The organism is Coriobacteriia bacterium, assembly GCA_034370385.1.
In the GTDB taxonomy this organism is placed as follows: domain Bacteria; phylum Actinomycetota; class Coriobacteriia; order Anaerosomatales; family PHET01; genus JAXMKZ01.
In genome coordinates, this window is the sequence record JAXMKZ010000007.1 from 1 (window position 1) to 14,741 (window position 14,741).

At 65.5% G+C, this 14,741-nt stretch carries 12 protein-coding genes and 1 tRNA gene; 6 read left to right on the forward strand and 7 right to left on the reverse strand.

Features of this window, described 5'->3' with window-relative positions; genetic code table 11:
- Positions 1–142: 142 nt before the first annotated feature.
- Positions 143–219, reverse strand: a tRNA-Pro gene (locus U1E26_02570).
- 245 nt (positions 220–464) lie between these two features.
- Between U1E26_02570 and U1E26_02575 the strand changes: the two genes are divergently transcribed.
- Both U1E26_02575 and U1E26_02580 read left to right on the forward strand, forming a co-directional pair.
- The gene (locus U1E26_02575; GenBank protein MDZ4168528.1) at positions 465–1,313 is read left to right on the forward strand and encodes a hypothetical protein; all 849 of its coding nucleotides are present in this window, start codon (positions 465–467) and stop codon (positions 1,311–1,313) included.
- Positions 1,314–1,318: 5 nt separating this feature from the next.
- Positions 1,319–2,308, forward strand: coding sequence for a hypothetical protein (locus U1E26_02580; GenBank protein ID MDZ4168529.1), 990 nt, complete (start codon positions 1,319–1,321; stop codon positions 2,306–2,308).
- Between the two features lie 61 nt (positions 2,309–2,369).
- Here the strand turns inward: U1E26_02580 and U1E26_02585 are convergent, their stop codons facing one another.
- Together U1E26_02585 and coaBC are read right to left on the reverse strand one after the other, a co-directional pair.
- A complete protein-coding gene (locus U1E26_02585) occupies positions 2,370–2,732 on the reverse strand; it encodes a DUF190 domain-containing protein (protein MDZ4168530.1) in 363 nt (120 codons plus the stop codon).
- On the reverse strand, positions 2,729–3,958 hold the full coding sequence (coaBC, locus tag U1E26_02590; GenBank protein ID MDZ4168531.1) for a bifunctional phosphopantothenoylcysteine decarboxylase/phosphopantothenate--cysteine ligase CoaBC: 1,230 nt from the start codon (positions 3,956–3,958) through the stop codon (positions 2,729–2,731). The genes U1E26_02585 and coaBC overlap by 4 nt, the downstream gene beginning before the upstream one ends.
- Positions 3,959–4,091: 133 nt before the next feature.
- On the opposite strand from coaBC, the gene U1E26_02595 reads away from it, so the two are divergent.
- Positions 4,092–5,936: a 2-oxoacid:acceptor oxidoreductase subunit alpha gene (locus tag U1E26_02595; GenBank protein MDZ4168532.1), complete on the forward strand. Its 1,845-nt coding sequence runs from the start codon at positions 4,092–4,094 to the stop codon at positions 5,934–5,936.
- Positions 5,936–6,817, forward strand: coding sequence for a thiamine pyrophosphate-dependent enzyme (locus U1E26_02600; protein ID MDZ4168533.1), 882 nt, complete (start codon positions 5,936–5,938; stop codon positions 6,815–6,817). The genes U1E26_02595 and U1E26_02600 overlap by 1 nt, the downstream gene beginning before the upstream one ends.
- Here U1E26_02600 and U1E26_02605 read toward each other — a convergent pair.
- The 4 genes from U1E26_02605 to U1E26_02620 form a co-directional block, all read right to left on the reverse strand.
- Positions 6,801–8,957 (reverse strand): HD domain-containing protein, encoded by a 2,157-nt coding sequence (locus U1E26_02605; protein MDZ4168534.1) that lies wholly within the window; start codon positions 8,955–8,957, stop codon positions 6,801–6,803. The genes U1E26_02600 and U1E26_02605 overlap by 17 nt on opposite strands.
- Positions 8,954–11,092, reverse strand: coding sequence for an HD domain-containing protein (locus U1E26_02610; GenBank protein MDZ4168535.1), 2,139 nt, complete (start codon positions 11,090–11,092; stop codon positions 8,954–8,956). The genes U1E26_02605 and U1E26_02610 overlap by 4 nt, the downstream gene beginning before the upstream one ends.
- Positions 11,093–11,211: 119 nt before the next feature.
- Complete coding sequence (locus U1E26_02615) at positions 11,212–12,426, reverse strand: pyridoxal phosphate-dependent aminotransferase family protein (protein MDZ4168536.1); 1,215 nt, start codon at positions 12,424–12,426, stop codon at positions 11,212–11,214.
- A gap of 95 nt (positions 12,427–12,521) precedes the next feature.
- Entirely contained in the window at positions 12,522–13,535 is a 1,014-nt protein-coding gene (locus U1E26_02620) for a 4Fe-4S binding protein (protein MDZ4168537.1), read from the reverse strand.
- Between the two features lie 40 nt (positions 13,536–13,575).
- Between U1E26_02620 and U1E26_02625 the strand changes: the two genes are divergently transcribed.
- Both U1E26_02625 and U1E26_02630 read left to right on the forward strand, forming a co-directional pair.
- Positions 13,576–14,142: a DJ-1/PfpI family protein gene (locus U1E26_02625; GenBank protein ID MDZ4168538.1), complete on the forward strand. Its 567-nt coding sequence runs from the start codon at positions 13,576–13,578 to the stop codon at positions 14,140–14,142.
- Positions 14,143–14,190: 48 nt separating this feature from the next.
- Entirely contained in the window at positions 14,191–14,730 is a 540-nt protein-coding gene (locus tag U1E26_02630) for a ferritin family protein (GenBank protein MDZ4168539.1), read from the forward strand.
- Positions 14,731–14,741: the final 11 nt, after the last annotated feature.

Here is a 14,741-nt window from a genome sequence, read left to right on the forward strand (position 1 = left end):
GGATGTCCGGGTTCTGACGGAAGAGGGTGAGATGCTAAGGCACCTCACCCTCGATCCGACCAAGAACTATCAGGCCATCGGTCGTGCCGATGTGTCCACGATGTCGTGACACATCTGTCCACGATGTCCTGAGACATCACACTGGTCGGGCTGACAGGATTTGAACCTGCGACCCCTTGACCCCCAGTCAAGTGCGCTACCAAGCTGCGCCACAGCCCGAAACGCCGCCCTTAAGCGGCAAGGCGATAGTCTACGACGACCATTGGTTTGCTTCAAGTGGGACGCTATTCCGCGAGGACGAGTCGCCTTGGATACCCCACTCCCCATGCGCGATGACCGCTTGCCCTTTCATGCTGACCTTTCGTCGCGCGAGAGGTCAAGCGCGCCCCTAGTGCGGCCGATGCATATTATGTTCGGGCAGCCACCATTTTGTTCGCGCTGCCCCCGTTCAGGGGAGGAAACCTATGCACGACACAAAACGCGCCACGAGCGGGGTCTCGCGACGCGCCTTCATCACCGGGGCGGGCGTGATGCTCGGAGCTGTTGTCGCTCCTGCGGTGATTCGGACGACTGAAGCATCCGCTGCCGCCCCGAAAGCTCTCCCGTGGGCGTACACGCCGCAGGATCCCGACAAGCTCGCAAGGCGCGCCTACGAAGTCTTCTTCCAGTCCGGATGTTCAGAGGCGACCGCCTGGCCGCTCATCGAAGCACTCGCTGCGGACACCAGCAACCCAGATCGTGAACTATGGGCGAGCATCCCGAAGAACGTGTTCGCCTACGGAGGTGCTGGCCTCAACGCCTGGGGCACGGTATGCGGGACCCTCAACGGGTCGTCAGCCATCTTGAGCATGTGCGGTGGTCCGGCGACCATTATCGACGCGAACATGCGCTACTACGCTGAGACGCCGCTCCCCACGAATCGTATCGACAACGCGTACCGCAGCGGCTGGCGACCGGTGAGTGGTCCCGCCCCCAAAATGAACGCGCCAACGACCACAGGACACACTCAGCTCTGCCACGCATCGATCTCGGTGTGGACCACGATGACGGGGACGACCTTCAGCAGCGCGGAGCGCAAGGATCGGTGCGCCAAGGCTTCCCACGACCTCATGCGCAACACGGTCGTCCTTCTGAACCGGTGGGCCGCGGGCGAAGTGATACCCGCGCTGGTCCTGAGCGACGCCGAGAAGGCCTGCTCCCCTTGCCACTCCGGCAACGCGAAGGGCCGCATGGACTGCGACTCATGTCACGACGAAACCGCGACATCTGACGGCAGTGCGACCCTTGACGGCCACTCTGTGACGGCCTGGTGATGACGATGACCTCGAAGAAGGCACTCACCATACTGGTTCTGGTCGCCGTCGCTGCTCTGGTCTCCGGGCTGCTCGCAACCAGTGCCCATTCCGCCAGCTCGTACACGTACCGCTGCGATCGGTGTCACAGCGCCACGGGTGCGTTCTGCTTGATTGTCGCCGAATCTGGATCCACCGCTGACACCGTCACCTATGACGTGAGCGTCGCTCAGGGTCAAGGCGCGTGGGCGGTCTTCGATAACACCCGGCGTGTCGCGGGAGCCAAGAGCGCGTCGGGTTCCTTCACCGTACGTCGTGGCCGCCCGTACGACGTGATCGCCGTCGGTCCGCTGCTCTCGGTCGGGCACGTCAAGACCCGCGTCAGCCCGCCGGCCACACTCGCGACCGGCGTGTCAACGGCAACCCCCGATGCGATCGCGCCGACAACCATCTCCGATGTCCGCGCCGTCTACGGGGGACCGGCCACCATCGCGCTCACCGCCGAGGACAACGGGGGCGGCTGGGGACTCGGCTACATCTACTACCAGCTGAACGGGCATCCCATCCGCATGACTACGCTTCTGCCCGGCCAGAGGAGCCACCGAGTCGAGCTACCGACGCTACCGTTGCCTGCAACCGGACGCAAGACGTACGAACTCACCTACTGGTCCCAGGACAACTACGGAAACGTCGAGGCGCAACGTAGTGCGACGTTCGTCATCGGGCGACCCACCGTGACCATCAAGCCTTCTGCCTCGACGGCTCGTGTGGGTTCTGCGCTGACGCTGAGCGGTGTGTTAGACCCTGGGGTCGCGGGCACCACGATCCAAGTGCTGGTCAAGAAGCCCGGGGCGACGCGTTTCGTGCCCCTCGCATCGGCGAAGACCTCAGCCGATCCGAGCGTGCCTTCAAAGTCACGTTGGAGCGTGTCCACGAAGGCCCTGCGGGGAACCACCCAGTACTACGCGATCAGCGGCACCGCAAAGTCCGCGGTGACCAAGGTCGTGGGACGCTAACCGACCCGAGACACCACAGTGATCGTCATCGGAGGCCCGGGCAATCGCTCGGGCCTCCGCTTCATCCCTGCGAGCCGCCTGACTCAGGTTCGCCCGCATAAAAGACCACGCTCACGTCCTCAAGAGTGATGATGCCGCTGGGAATCATGGCCGACCACACCTCCGCCAGCGCAGCGATGCGCGGCACATCGTCGATGACGACGACCATGACCGGGCAGTCGGTCGACATGCGAAGACCGTGTTTGGCCACATCGCGACTCGCGGCACCGAAACCCACCATGCCGCGCAAAGCGGTCGCACCTGCGCAGCCCTGGATTCGCGCCTGCTCGACGAGCGCTTGATAGAGCGGACGGTCCTCGTAGGTCTCGTCTTCTCCGACGTAGGCGGCAAGCCGCTTGGACGCCCCTGCAAGACTCCTGGTCATTCGCCAACTCCTTTCCGGCGCTCGCTCGCCTCTCGGGCGGACGGCGCGATACGATCCCACAGCGCGCGCGCAAGCGCCCGCTTCGACATGACAGGCAACTCTTCAGAACCGGATGCGTCTACGAGCCAGACCCGGTTGTGGTCACTGGCAAACCCCATCACCGGGTCGGACACGTCGTTGGCGACCACGAGATCGAGCGACTTGGCAGCGAGCTTGCCGCGCGCGCTCGCCACGGGGTCTCCCGTCTCAGCCGCAAAGCCCACCAGCAATCGCCCTTCCTTGCGAACACCGAGAGCGGCGAGTATGTCCGGATTTCGCTCGAGTTCGACGACGAGGGGCGCTTCATCTTTGTGCTGCTTCACGCTCGAGCGCACGGCGGGGCGAAAGTCCGAGATCGCGGCACTCGCCACGACCACATCGCACGATTCGAAGGCGTCGTCGACCGCGGCAGCCATCTCGAGCGCCGTGGTGACCCGGACGGTCGAGACGTTGAAGGGATCGGGCAGCACGGTCGGGCCGCTCACCAGCACGACATCGGCCCCGCGCCGTGCTGCCTCTTCGGCGATGGCGAAGCCGGTCTTGCCGCTGGATGCGTTGCCGATGAAGCGCACGGGGTCGATGGCCTCGCGAGTGGGGCCGGCGGTCACAAGCACGCGCACGCCTCGAATATCCCGCGCGCGATGCGCCTCGGCCAGAATCGCCTCGGTGATCACCGATAGCGCCGCCAGCCTGCCCTCCCCCACGTCGCCACAGGCAAGCTCGCCGCTCTCCGGCTCGATCACGACGACGCCGCGCGCGCGGAGCGCCTCGACATTGGCCTGCGTCACCGGGTTGCGCCACATGTGCACGTTCATCGCCGGCGCCACCACAAGCGGCGCCTCCGTAGCCAGCGCAACGGTCGTGAGCAGATCGTCGGCGCGCCCCATGGCGAACTTCGCCATCACGTTTGCGGTAGCGGGGACGACGGCGAACACGTCCGCCTCCTCGGCGAGCGAGGTGTGGTGCACCCGCGCCGCGGGCTCGTCCCACAGCGAGACCCCAACCGGCTCTCCGGTGAGTGCGCGAAACGTCGTCGGGCCGACGAAGCGCGTCGCGTTCTCGGTCATGACGACCTTCACCCGACAGCCGGCGCGCATGAGTTCTCGCACCAACTCGCATGCTTTGTACGCAGCGATGCAGCCGGTGACGCCGACTACAACGGTGGGTGTTGTGGTTCTTTGGGTCATAGACCAAGTATCGCATGCTTTCGGCGCGTCTTCGCGGCGCGTGTCGGGAACAATACCCCTTGTGCCGCGCGCACAACACCACACGCCCGCTTCGACCACTGCGACGACCCGATCGCTCACGAGAGGACCGACCATGTCCCAAACAGCGCCCTACGGGCGCGAGGTGCGCATCCGCATCGGAGGACCCGCCGGGTTCGGCATCAAGGCGGCGGGCCAGTCGCTGGCACGTGTGTTCGCACAGGCCGGCTACCGCACCTTCGATCTCACTGAGTACCCGTCGCTTATCAAGGGCGGGCACAACACCTACCACCTGCGCGTGAGCGCCGACCCCATCACGAGCCACGTGATGGCCACCGATATCCTGGTGGCGCTTGACCGCCCCACTGCCCGGCTCCACATCCGCGAACTCACCCCGGGTGGTGCCCTCATCTACGACCCGAAGGACTTCGAACCGGATGCGGATGCCGACCTAGGCGGTCGCGACGACGTGTGTCTCGTGCCGGTTCCGCTCACCCGAATCGTTGATGACGCCGGCGGCATCAAGATCATGCGCAACGTCGCCGCGCTAGGTGCGACCCTGGGACACATGGGCATGGCACTCGACGGGCTCGAGTCCTCTATCCGAGCGCAGTTCGCGCACAAAGCACCCGAGATCGCCGCGCAGAACATCGCCATCGCCCAGGCAGGACTCGAGCACGCCCAGGGTGCCCCCTGTGCTTTCCCGTTCGCCCTTCCCGCTGCCGAGCAGGCAGGCGACTTGGTGCTCGCCGATGGAAACGAAGCCTTCGGTCTCGGAGCGCTCGCAGCCGGCGTGGGCTTCTACGCCGCGTATCCGATGACTCCCGCCTCGTCGCTACTCCACTTCATGGCTAAGCACGGCGACGCAGCCGGTGTGGTCGTCAAGCATACCGAGGACGAGATCGCTGCGATGAACATGGTTCTTGGCAGCGCGTTCGGCGGCACGCGTTCGATGTGCGCTACCGCGGGCGGCGGCTTCTCTCTGATGGTCGAAGCGTTCGGTTTCGCCGGAGTCAGTGAGACCGCCTGCGTCGTCGGCCTGTTCACCCGACCCGGACCTGCGACCGGTCTGCCCACGTGGACCGAGCAAAGCGACCTGCGCTTCGCCCTGCACGCTTCTCAGGGCGAGTTCCCGAGGGTCGTGCTGGCTCCGGGCGACCACGCTGAGGCGTTCGAGTACACCTGGCGCGCTTTCAATCTGGCTGACGAACTGCAGACTCCCGTGATCCTGCTCGGCGACTCATACCTGTCGGATAACCGCGCGACCAGCGAGCGTTTTGACGTGGAGGCCGTCGAGATCCGTCGTGGCAAGCTCGTGGCCGAGGGCGACGTCCAGGACCACCCCGATGCGCTCGCCGGCGACGGCCGCTACGCGCGCTACAAGGTCACCGAGGATGGTGTGAGCGTGCGTGCGCTCCCGGGCGTGGAGGGCGCGATCCAGGTCGTCAACTCCTACGAGCACGACGAGTTCGGCTACGGCGCTCAAGCCGAGGAGGCCTCCATCCGCGTCGCCCAGAACGAGAAGCGCCTGCGCAAGCTGGACCTTGCGGCGTCGATGGTCCCGCCTCCGAATCGATTCGGCCCCGACGACGCCGAGATCTCGCTCGTCTTCTTCGGCTCCACGAAGATGCCGGCGCTCCAGGCGCTGCAATGGCTTCATGCCGAGGGACACGCGGTGAACGCCATTCAGGTCACCACCCTGTGGCCGTTCCCCGCGATCGAGGTCTGCCGCTTCCTGTGTGATGCGAAGATCAACCTCATCATCGAGGGCAACGCCACCGGGCAGCTCGAGGGCCTTATCCGTGAGCAGTGTCTCCATGCCGTGCATCACCGACTACGTCGCTACGACGGCCGCCCGTTCTCGCCGGAGCTCATCTACGCCACCGTGAAGCAGCTGCTTGGCGAACCGGTCGAGCTCAACGCCGCCGGTGCGCTCGTTGCGAAGGAGGACTTCAACTGATGCCTGAAGCCAAGGCGTTCACCAACACGAACAAGCCGACCTGGTGCCCGGGCTGCGGCAATCACGGGATGTTTCTCGCGCTCCAACGTGCCCTGGCCGAGCTGGGTTGGGAGAAACGGGAGTTCGCGATGTTCTGGGGCATCGGATGCCACGGCAACGGCGCCGACTTCTACGATGTGCAGGGGTTTCACGCCCTCCACGGCCGCTCACTGCCGCCTGCATCCGCGTACGCCCTCACCCGCCCCGACCAACACGTCGTCGTCGAGATGGGCGACGGTGACGGTTACGGCTTGGGCCTCGGGCACTTCGTTCACGCGTGTCGGCGCAACGTCGCGCTCACGGTCATCGCGCACAACAACCAGATCTACGGGCTCACCACGGGTCAAGCGTCGCCGACGAGCGACCACCTCATGCCGACCGTCTCAACCCCCCAAGGCGTGTTGGAAGAACCGGTGAACCCCATCGGCATCGCACTGGCAGAAGGTGCGACTTTCATCGCCCGCGGCTTCGCCGGTGACATCGCGCACCTGACATCGCTCTACATCGAAGCCCTGACGCACGACGGCTTCGCCCTTGTGGACGTGTTCCAGCCCTGTGTGACCTGGAACAAGATCAACACCTTCGCGTGGTTCAGGGAGCGCGTCTACAAGCTCGAGGAGTCGGATTGGGACGCGACTGACAGGGTGAAGGCCTTCGACCTGTCGCTGACCGCGTTTCATGAACTCACGTGCGCTCCCGACACCTGCAAAATGCCCATCGGGGTCTACTTCCGCGAAACGGGAAAACCCACCTACGGCCAGAGCACGCCCGCATCGGCCGAGCCCGGCTGGAGGCGCGCACTGCACCCGCGCGACGTCTCAGGCATCATGGCGAAGTTGTAGCGGCCCTCGGGCCCGACAGTCCTCGCACCAACCGGGCGAACACGGCCGTCATCGCGGGGTCGAACTGCGAGCCGGCGCACGCCTCGATCTCAGCGAGCGCGGCTTCGGTAGAGACCGCCTCGCGGTACGGACGGCCACTGGTAAGCGTCTCGAACGCGTCACAGATGGCCAGTGCACGCGACTCCACGGGGATGCGCTCGCCTGACAGCCGGTCGGGATAGCCTTCGCCGTCCCATCGCTCGTGATGCCAGCGCACGATGGGGAGAATGTCATCGAGCAGAGCCGGGGCGAGGATTCGCTCACCCAAGACGGGGTGCTCTTCGATCTCGGCTCGCTCCAGGGAATCCAGAGGCCCGGGCTTCAGCAGGATCTCATCGCGCACGCCGATCTTGCCGACGTCATGCATCAGGGCGCCGAGGCCCACGATCTGAACCTGGCTGTCGGGCAACCCCAGCACCTGCGCGAGTGCCGTAGCAAGCTCGGCCACGTTGACGGAATGGTCACGCGTCGCGGGGTCTCGGGCATCCACCGCCTCGGCAAGCGCTCGCACGGTGCTGCGCAGAACCCGCATCCGCTCCCGCAGTCGACGCTCATCAGCAGGGAGCACCTCCGCGGATGCGTCATAGACGGCGACCGGCTCGCTCTCAGACCCGCGAGCCACCGCCACCGCGACCTCGGCGGCCGCGAGTAACTTGTCGGCACTCAATGCATGCAGCGGGAAGCAGGCCACGCCCGCGCTCACGGTCATGCCCAGCCGGGCTCCATCCAGTGCCAGTAGCCTGTCCACGGCAACCCATGCCCGCAGCGCGAGCGTGGCGGCGTCGCCCGGTGTCGCTCCGTCAAGGACGACGGCGATGCGATCCTCACCCAGTCTGAATATCTCGACCGCCCCTTGCGCCTCACTGCGCACAACGCCGACGAGCTCCCTTCCCGCCGCGCGGCCCTCACCGGGGTCGTAGGTAGCCCCTATCGGATCATTGACCGCGAAGACCACCACGCAGAAGGACCGGCCTGCCTCTGACGCCCGCTCGACGAGCTCTGCCAAGCGCGGGATCAGAAGCCTCGCGTCGAATGCACCGGTCTCAGCATCGACGGCATCGGCGGCTCGTGCCCGCGCTCGCTCGATCGCTGCGATGAGGGACCGGAGCGCGAGCAGCCAGGCGACCACCAGGTTCGCGTAGAACAGCGGAGCACCCGCAGGGGTGCCTGCGAACGCGACAGCCAACGCCCCGAGCGGCACGAGCATCGCAGCCACGACCACAGGAAAGTACCTGAGCAACGCGTTGCCTGTAGTTTCAGGCAGCGCCCAGGGGGCGGTAGCCAGACCGCCTCCCTCAGGTGAGGTGAGTCGGTAGATGACGCCCACATCAAGAATCAGCAGCGCAAGCCCGCTGACAGCCGAGAGCAGGGCGAAACCCTCATCGAGACCCTGCAAGGCCAGGAGATTGAAGTACGGGTTGAGGATCAGACTCACCCCGTACACCACGAGTGATCCGGCCACGATGCGTTCCCATCGCGGTCTGGAGGTGCGAGCTGAGAACAAGATGGGCACAGTCGCAGCGACCATGAGCAAGCCAAACAGCGGGTAGACCGCCGCTATGCCGGCCATCCCGCTGCCGCCGCCGGGCAGACCGTCGAACGCGGGCAGAGTCCATACCAGATACACGACGGGCCATGCCACGGCGAGCGCCGAAAGGATGTCCAGATGGAAGCGCACCCTCACCAGGGGCGGCAACTGCCCGAAACGAGTCATGCGGACCAGAAGCGCGAGCATGGCCGCCTGCCCCACGATGTGCAGGGCTCTGACGAACTGCGACTGGATGGGGCCAGCGAGGTCGACCGTCAGCGCGTAGTACGTCCAGTACACCTCAGCGACGAACACCGGGGCGACCGCGAGCCAGAGCAGACCCCAGAATCTGTGCTCACGACCCGTGCCGAGAGTCTTCATCGCGACGATACCGAGAAGCACCAGCGTCACGCCCAAGGGCATGACGTACGACACGACGTCGCCGAGGATGATCTGGACGCGCGGTGACCAGTCGAACACGAGGACGGCGATGCGCCATCCCGCCAGCAGCCCTGCCGTCAGCCAGGCAAGCACCCGAATCATGCGGATGATACGGGGGCTCAAGGCGCTCACGCCGTCCCCCATTCATCCGACCAGCCCAGAGCGCCCATCGTGGCGACCACACGAATGAACCTCTCGGCCAGGTCCGGGTCGAAACGCACACCGATGCCGAGGTCAATCTCTTGCAGGGCGGCTGCATGTGACATCGGTGCCCCGTAGCGCTTCCCCATGGTCATGCCGTCGAAAGCGTCCGCAAGCGCGATGACTCGTGCCTCGACGGGGATGTCGTCGCCGGACAGTCCATCAGGGTAGCCCGAGCCGTCCCAGTTCTCGTGGTGGGCGCGCACCCACCGTCCGACACCCTCGACGGCCAGGGAGTCCAGGAGACGTTCGCCTAACTCGGGGTGCTCGCGTGCCACCGTTCGCTCCTGAAACGTGAGCGTACGCCCGCCCAGCATCACATCCGGCAACGCGATCTTGCCCACGTCGTGAAGAATCGCAGCCATCTCGACGCGTTTCGTACGCTCGGTGTCCAATCCGAGGTCCTCAGCGAGCAGCCGGGCCAGGGCGGCGACGTTGCGTGAGTGGGTGTGGTTGGCTGGGTCACGCGCATCGGCCGCAGCGAGCAACGCGCGCGCCATATCCGCCTTCGCTTGCTCACCCGGGAGTGCGAACGGGTCTCGCGCGCTGAGCGCAGAGCCGATGCGCGGCTCGAAGCGCACGACACGGTTCTTGCCATGCCTCTTCGCCCAGACGGCCGCATGTCTGGCGCTGAGAAGCAGCGCCTCCGAGTCCTGCGCATCCACGGGATAGACGGCCAGCCCCACCGATGCGGTAAGCGCGCTGCTCGTCGCTGCGGCTCGTACTGCGGCCAAGAGCGATCGCGCCAGCACCATGCCTTCGTCGGGGTCGCGAACCCGCGCCAGAACGGCGAACTCGTTGCCGCGCATGCGGTATACCCCACTCGCCCCTCCCGTTGCATGCTCAAGGGCGCGCGCAACTGCGGTCAGATCGTGGTCACCGACCGTGTACCCTCGCGAGGCGTTGACACGAGAAAAATCGTCGAGGTCGAGGTCGATCAGGCACGGCATGCGGGATTGCCGCTCGGTAGCCGAAATGAGCGCATCGGATTGGAGCCAGAACGACCTCGGTCCCCGCGCGCCGGTTATCGGATCCGTCAACGAACGCCTGTCGAGCTCATCGGCCTCGGCATACGTCAGGTAGGTTCGTCCAACAACACAAACAGCTGCGACCGATACGGCCACAAGGTAGAACTCCGCCGCAACCGAACCTTGGTCCGCACCCAGAGCCAGCACCCCCAGCCACACGATCGAGGCGAACACGAGAGTGGATGCGATGACTCCGGGCCACGCGGACGGCGGCACGAGTGGCGCAGCCGTCGCCACGTTGCGCTCGTTGAGTCGCGCGACAGCCGCGAGCACCATGACCCCGTACGAAGCCAGCATGAGCGTATTCGACACCCCGACGATCACCTGAGCGCTCGGGCCGACCGCAAGCTCGGTGCCTGCCCAGAGGGCTATTCCCGACGCCAGCACCGTAAGGGCGTAGGCAAGAAGTCTGTTGTGCATCAGATCACGCGCGCCGCGACGCCCGAACGTGGTGATTCCACCGACGAAGATGACCCCGGCGAGCACGCAGTAGGCCGCCAGCCGTGAAGCATCTGCGAGACTCGCCTCGCCCGGGAGCCTCTCTGACCAGAATCGGTAGAACACGGCGAACGCAAGCGTGATAAGCGCGAGAGCATCGAGGGTGAGACGCGCGCCACGCCGCCATCCGAACCGACCGATACCCGAGTCGACCACCAGTGCCGCAACCAGCGAGACGGCCGCACCGAGATTGGCGACATCGAACAAGACCGTCCATGCTTCGGAAGCCTCGTGGCCGGACAACACAGCAGCACTGAAGACCGACTCGCCGAGGAAGATGAATCCGGCCGACAGCCCCAGCAGCAACCACGATCTGCGGGCACGGCTGCCAGCAGGGCTCCGAAGCGCGCCCATCGTGAGCAGGACAGCCGCAGCGAGTATCGTTCCCGTATAGACGATCTGCGCCCCGAACAGGGCCGGACCGACGTCGATACCGTAGCGCGTACCGATGTAGACGCCGACGAACGCACTGACGGCGATCCACCCGTACCTGATGTCGAATGTCCGCGCGTGCGAGTGCACAGGCAGGCGAGAAGCCATTGAGTGATCCCTGTCCGCGTCCGATGCGCGTCGCGCCCCACGGTGACCGCGCCCACCATCTGACAGGCGAAAGCGAGGGTCCCTGGGCGATTCTAGCAGGGACGCTCGCTGGACAGGTCCTAAATGAGGCCGAGCTCCTGTCCGGACTCCAAGAACGCCGCAAGCACGAGTGCGATGTCTTCATCGGTGTGCGTCGCCATCAAGCACGTGCGCAGGCGTTCCGTGCCCCGTGGAACCGCCGGGTGGACGATGGGACAGACGAACACGCCGCGGTCGAAGAGCATGCGCGTAAGATCCATCGTCTTGGTCTCCTCGCCCACGAGCACCGGCACCACACACGTGGAGGCGAGCATCGTGTCCCATCCCTGCTCGCGCAGTCCCGCGGCGTACCGGTCTTGGACGCTGTGGAGGCGCTGCACCCGCCACGGCTCCGCCTCGATGACGTCGAATGCGGCGATAGCGGCTGCCGTCTGCGCTGGAGGCAGCGCCGCTGAGAAGATGAACGGGCGCGAGTTGTGCCTCAGGAAGTCGACGATCTCAGCCGACGCCGCACAGTAGCCGCCGATGCTCGGAATCGACTTGGATAGCGTGCCCATCTTCAGGTCAATGGAGCCGATCATGTCGAAGTGCTCTTCAATCCCGTGTCCGGTTGCCCCAAGCGATCCGATCGAATGCGCCTCGTCAACCATCAGGCGGGCGCCATACTGCTCGCACAGACGCTTCGTCTGGGGCAGATCCATGATGTCGCCATCCATCGAGAACACCGAGTCTGCAACCACAAGCACGGTTCCGTACTCGCCCGCAGCCGAGCGCAGCAGCTTCTCGAGATGCTCCATGTCGTTGTGACGATAGGTCCGCCACTTGGCGCCGGACAGCAGGCACCCGTCGACGATAGACGCGTGGTCGAGCTTGTCCATCAAAATGAGATCGCCGGGGCCCGTGAGCGCGGTGATCATCGCCACGTTGGTCACATAGCCGCTCGAGTAGACACACGAGTCCTCACGGTGGGAGAAGCGCGCGATCCTCTCCTCAAGTCGCTCGTGAAGGTCGTTCGTGCCCGTGAGTAGACGTACTCCGCCTGCGCCGGTGCCGTACGCGTCGACAGCGGCCTTGGCGGCCGCATCGATGGCAGGATGTCCGATCAGGCCCAGATAGGAGTAGGAGGCGAGCATCACCATCTCGCGACCATCTTTCATGGTAACGAGATGGTTCGTCGGCCCGGTGGTCGTCTGAAGATAGAAGTACCGGTTCGCGGCCTGCAGGGCCTCGCGCCGCGCGCCGAACTCACTGATCTGACGGTCGATTCCGTCGTGAACGGGCGTGACATCAAGCATCGGATCCCCCTTCAAGCACGCGTCGCAGAAGAGCGGTACGACGTCTGTACACAACTTTGTACACAGCCTACCACACGCACCAAGCCGGGCGAACCTTACTCGAAGAAGCCGCGCGTCTCCTGTTCGATGATGCCCATGTCGATCGCCGACTTGAAGGCCTCGGGAGGCAGACCGCTCTTCCACTGACCCGTCGCTTGCGCGAAGCCGTAGATGATGAGCCACAGACCAACGACCAGGACCGGCCAGACCCACGGCGCGATGCGCGCACGGGAGAAAGCCTTGGCCTCAAGGCACCCATCCACGGGACATACCTTCACGCAGTCCATGCAGCCATCACACTCGGGTGCCCAGACGCGCCCCAAGCGTTCCGGCTCGACGAATGCGTGACACACCTCGGCGCACCTGCGGCAGTGGATGCACGCCTCTCGGTCGCGTTCGATGGTGCACGGCGAGGCGATTCCGACCGCCGAGTAGAGCCCTCCAAGGGGGCACAGATACCGGCACCACACAGGACCGAACGCCACCGAAAGGACCGCTGCCAGCAGCGCGATCCCGATCCATGCCGGATCGGCCATGAGGTGGATGATCTTGATGTCAGCGACCCACATGTAGGGCAGCGCGCGGAAGCCGACCGCCTCAGACACCGGGACCACGACGAGCAGCACGAGCATGAACGCCGCGGCGAGCAGATAGCGCACGGTGCGCCCGAGCAGGTCCAGCCAACGCCAGACGCGCACGTTCGCGCCGAACAGGAGCCGGCCGAGCGATGCGAAGGCCTCCCACACCGTGCCCACTGGGCAGATCCAGCCGCAGAAGCCACGCTTGAGGGCCACGGAGAGGACTAGTGCGCCGATGATGATCACGAGTCCCGCGGGAAGATAGGAGTCCCATCCGCCGCCCCTGACCCATCCGAAGAAGCTCGTGAAGTGGCCGATGGGCAGCAGGCCACCGACGATCTCAGGACGCGACACGAACGGGCCGTTGCCTCTCGCCCACTGCTCGAACCTGAGCAGCTGGACCACCGCGTACACGAAGAACAGCAGAAACGCCGTCTTGACCGCCCATCGGCTCGTGATGAGGTCTCGCCATGAGCGCCAGTCGCGGGGCATTCGGTGGCCTTTCGTGATCGTCGGGCGTTGGAGGCACTCGGTGAGGGTAGAATCGTGGAGTCTGCAGGTCAACAACGTCAGTGAGGTCTCCATGAAATCCGTGGTGATGGTCGTGGCTCCTTCGGTGTTTCGTGACGAGGAGTACGCAGAACCCAAGGCGGTGCTCGAGGCGAGCGGTGCCACGGTGGTCACGGCCAGCACGTCCGCAGGCACCGTCACGGGGCGCTTCGGACTCACCGCGGAGGCGACTGTGTCAGTCGCCGACGCCGCACTGGGCGTGTGGGACGCGGCAGTGTTCATCGGTGGCGCCGGTGCATCGGTGTTCTTCGACGACCCGGACGCTCATGGGTTGGCACGGCGTACCCTTGCGGCGGGTGGCGTGATCGGCGCAATCTGCATCGCCCCGGCTACGCTGGCCCGCGCGGGGCTGCTTCAAGGAATCCGTGCGACCGCGTTCACCACACAGCGCGACGACCTGACCGCGCGCGGCGCCACGTGGAGGGATGACCCGGTCGTCGTCGACGGTCACATCGTCACCGCGAACGGCCCCGAAGCCGCCAGCGCGTTCGGCCACGCGATCGCCAGCGCCCTGGCACTACAGCCCTGACAAACCGGCGGGCACGCCCGCTGGCCCACCGAAACAAGGAGAATCACCATGAAGATGCTTCGATGCCGGATCTGCGGCGACACCTACCTCGGTACGTCGGCCCCCTCACGGTGCCCGTTCTGCGGCGCGTCGGCAGAGTATTTCGTCGAACCCGGCGGCTTCGCCGCCTCCGAGAACACGATCCAGCTCACCGAGCTCGAGCGCGACCACCTGACGACCTCGGTTGAGATCGAGCGCTCCAACGCACGGTTCTATCTCGCGGTGGCCGCTCTGTCCGGCGACGAGGATCTGTCGAGCGCCTACAAGCGACTCGCACGGGTCGAGGCCGAGCATTGCGGCATCTTCTCGAAGCTTCTGGGCACCCCCAAGCCGGATGACCTCGCGACGCCGGAAGGCGAGCCGGCGGACTGGTGCGCCGCAATCGCCGAGTCCGCCGCCCGTGAGCAGCGTGCAACCGAGTTCTACGGTGAGGTGGTCGCCGCAGCGACGAACGCGCGGATCATCGAGGTCTTCCTCGCGGTGATGAACGTCGAGCGCGACCACCTCGACCTCGACGATGTCGCAAGCCGGTACGCGGGCTGCGAGTAGTCGGGGGGACG

Coding starts and splice junctions, on each gene's coding strand:
- coaBC (MDZ4168531.1), bottom strand. CDS start 3,958: ATGACCCAAAGAACCACAACACCCACCGTTGTAGTCGGCGTCACCGGC.
- U1E26_02595 (MDZ4168532.1), top strand. CDS start 4,092: ATGTCCCAAACAGCGCCCTACGGGCGCGAGGTGCGCATCCGCATCGGA.
- U1E26_02600 (MDZ4168533.1), top strand. CDS start 5,936: ATGCCTGAAGCCAAGGCGTTCACCAACACGAACAAGCCGACCTGGTGC.
- U1E26_02630 (MDZ4168539.1), top strand. CDS start 14,191: ATGAAGATGCTTCGATGCCGGATCTGCGGCGACACCTACCTCGGTACG.
- U1E26_02610 (MDZ4168535.1), bottom strand. CDS start 11,092: ATGGCTTCTCGCCTGCCTGTGCACTCGCACGCGCGGACATTCGACATC.
- U1E26_02620 (MDZ4168537.1), bottom strand. CDS start 13,535: ATGCCCCGCGACTGGCGCTCATGGCGAGACCTCATCACGAGCCGATGG.
- U1E26_02575 (MDZ4168528.1), top strand. CDS start 465: ATGCACGACACAAAACGCGCCACGAGCGGGGTCTCGCGACGCGCCTTC.
- U1E26_02580 (MDZ4168529.1), top strand. CDS start 1,319: ATGACCTCGAAGAAGGCACTCACCATACTGGTTCTGGTCGCCGTCGCT.
- U1E26_02615 (MDZ4168536.1), bottom strand. CDS start 12,426: ATGCTTGATGTCACGCCCGTTCACGACGGAATCGACCGTCAGATCAGT.
- U1E26_02585 (MDZ4168530.1), bottom strand. CDS start 2,732: ATGACCAGGAGTCTTGCAGGGGCGTCCAAGCGGCTTGCCGCCTACGTC.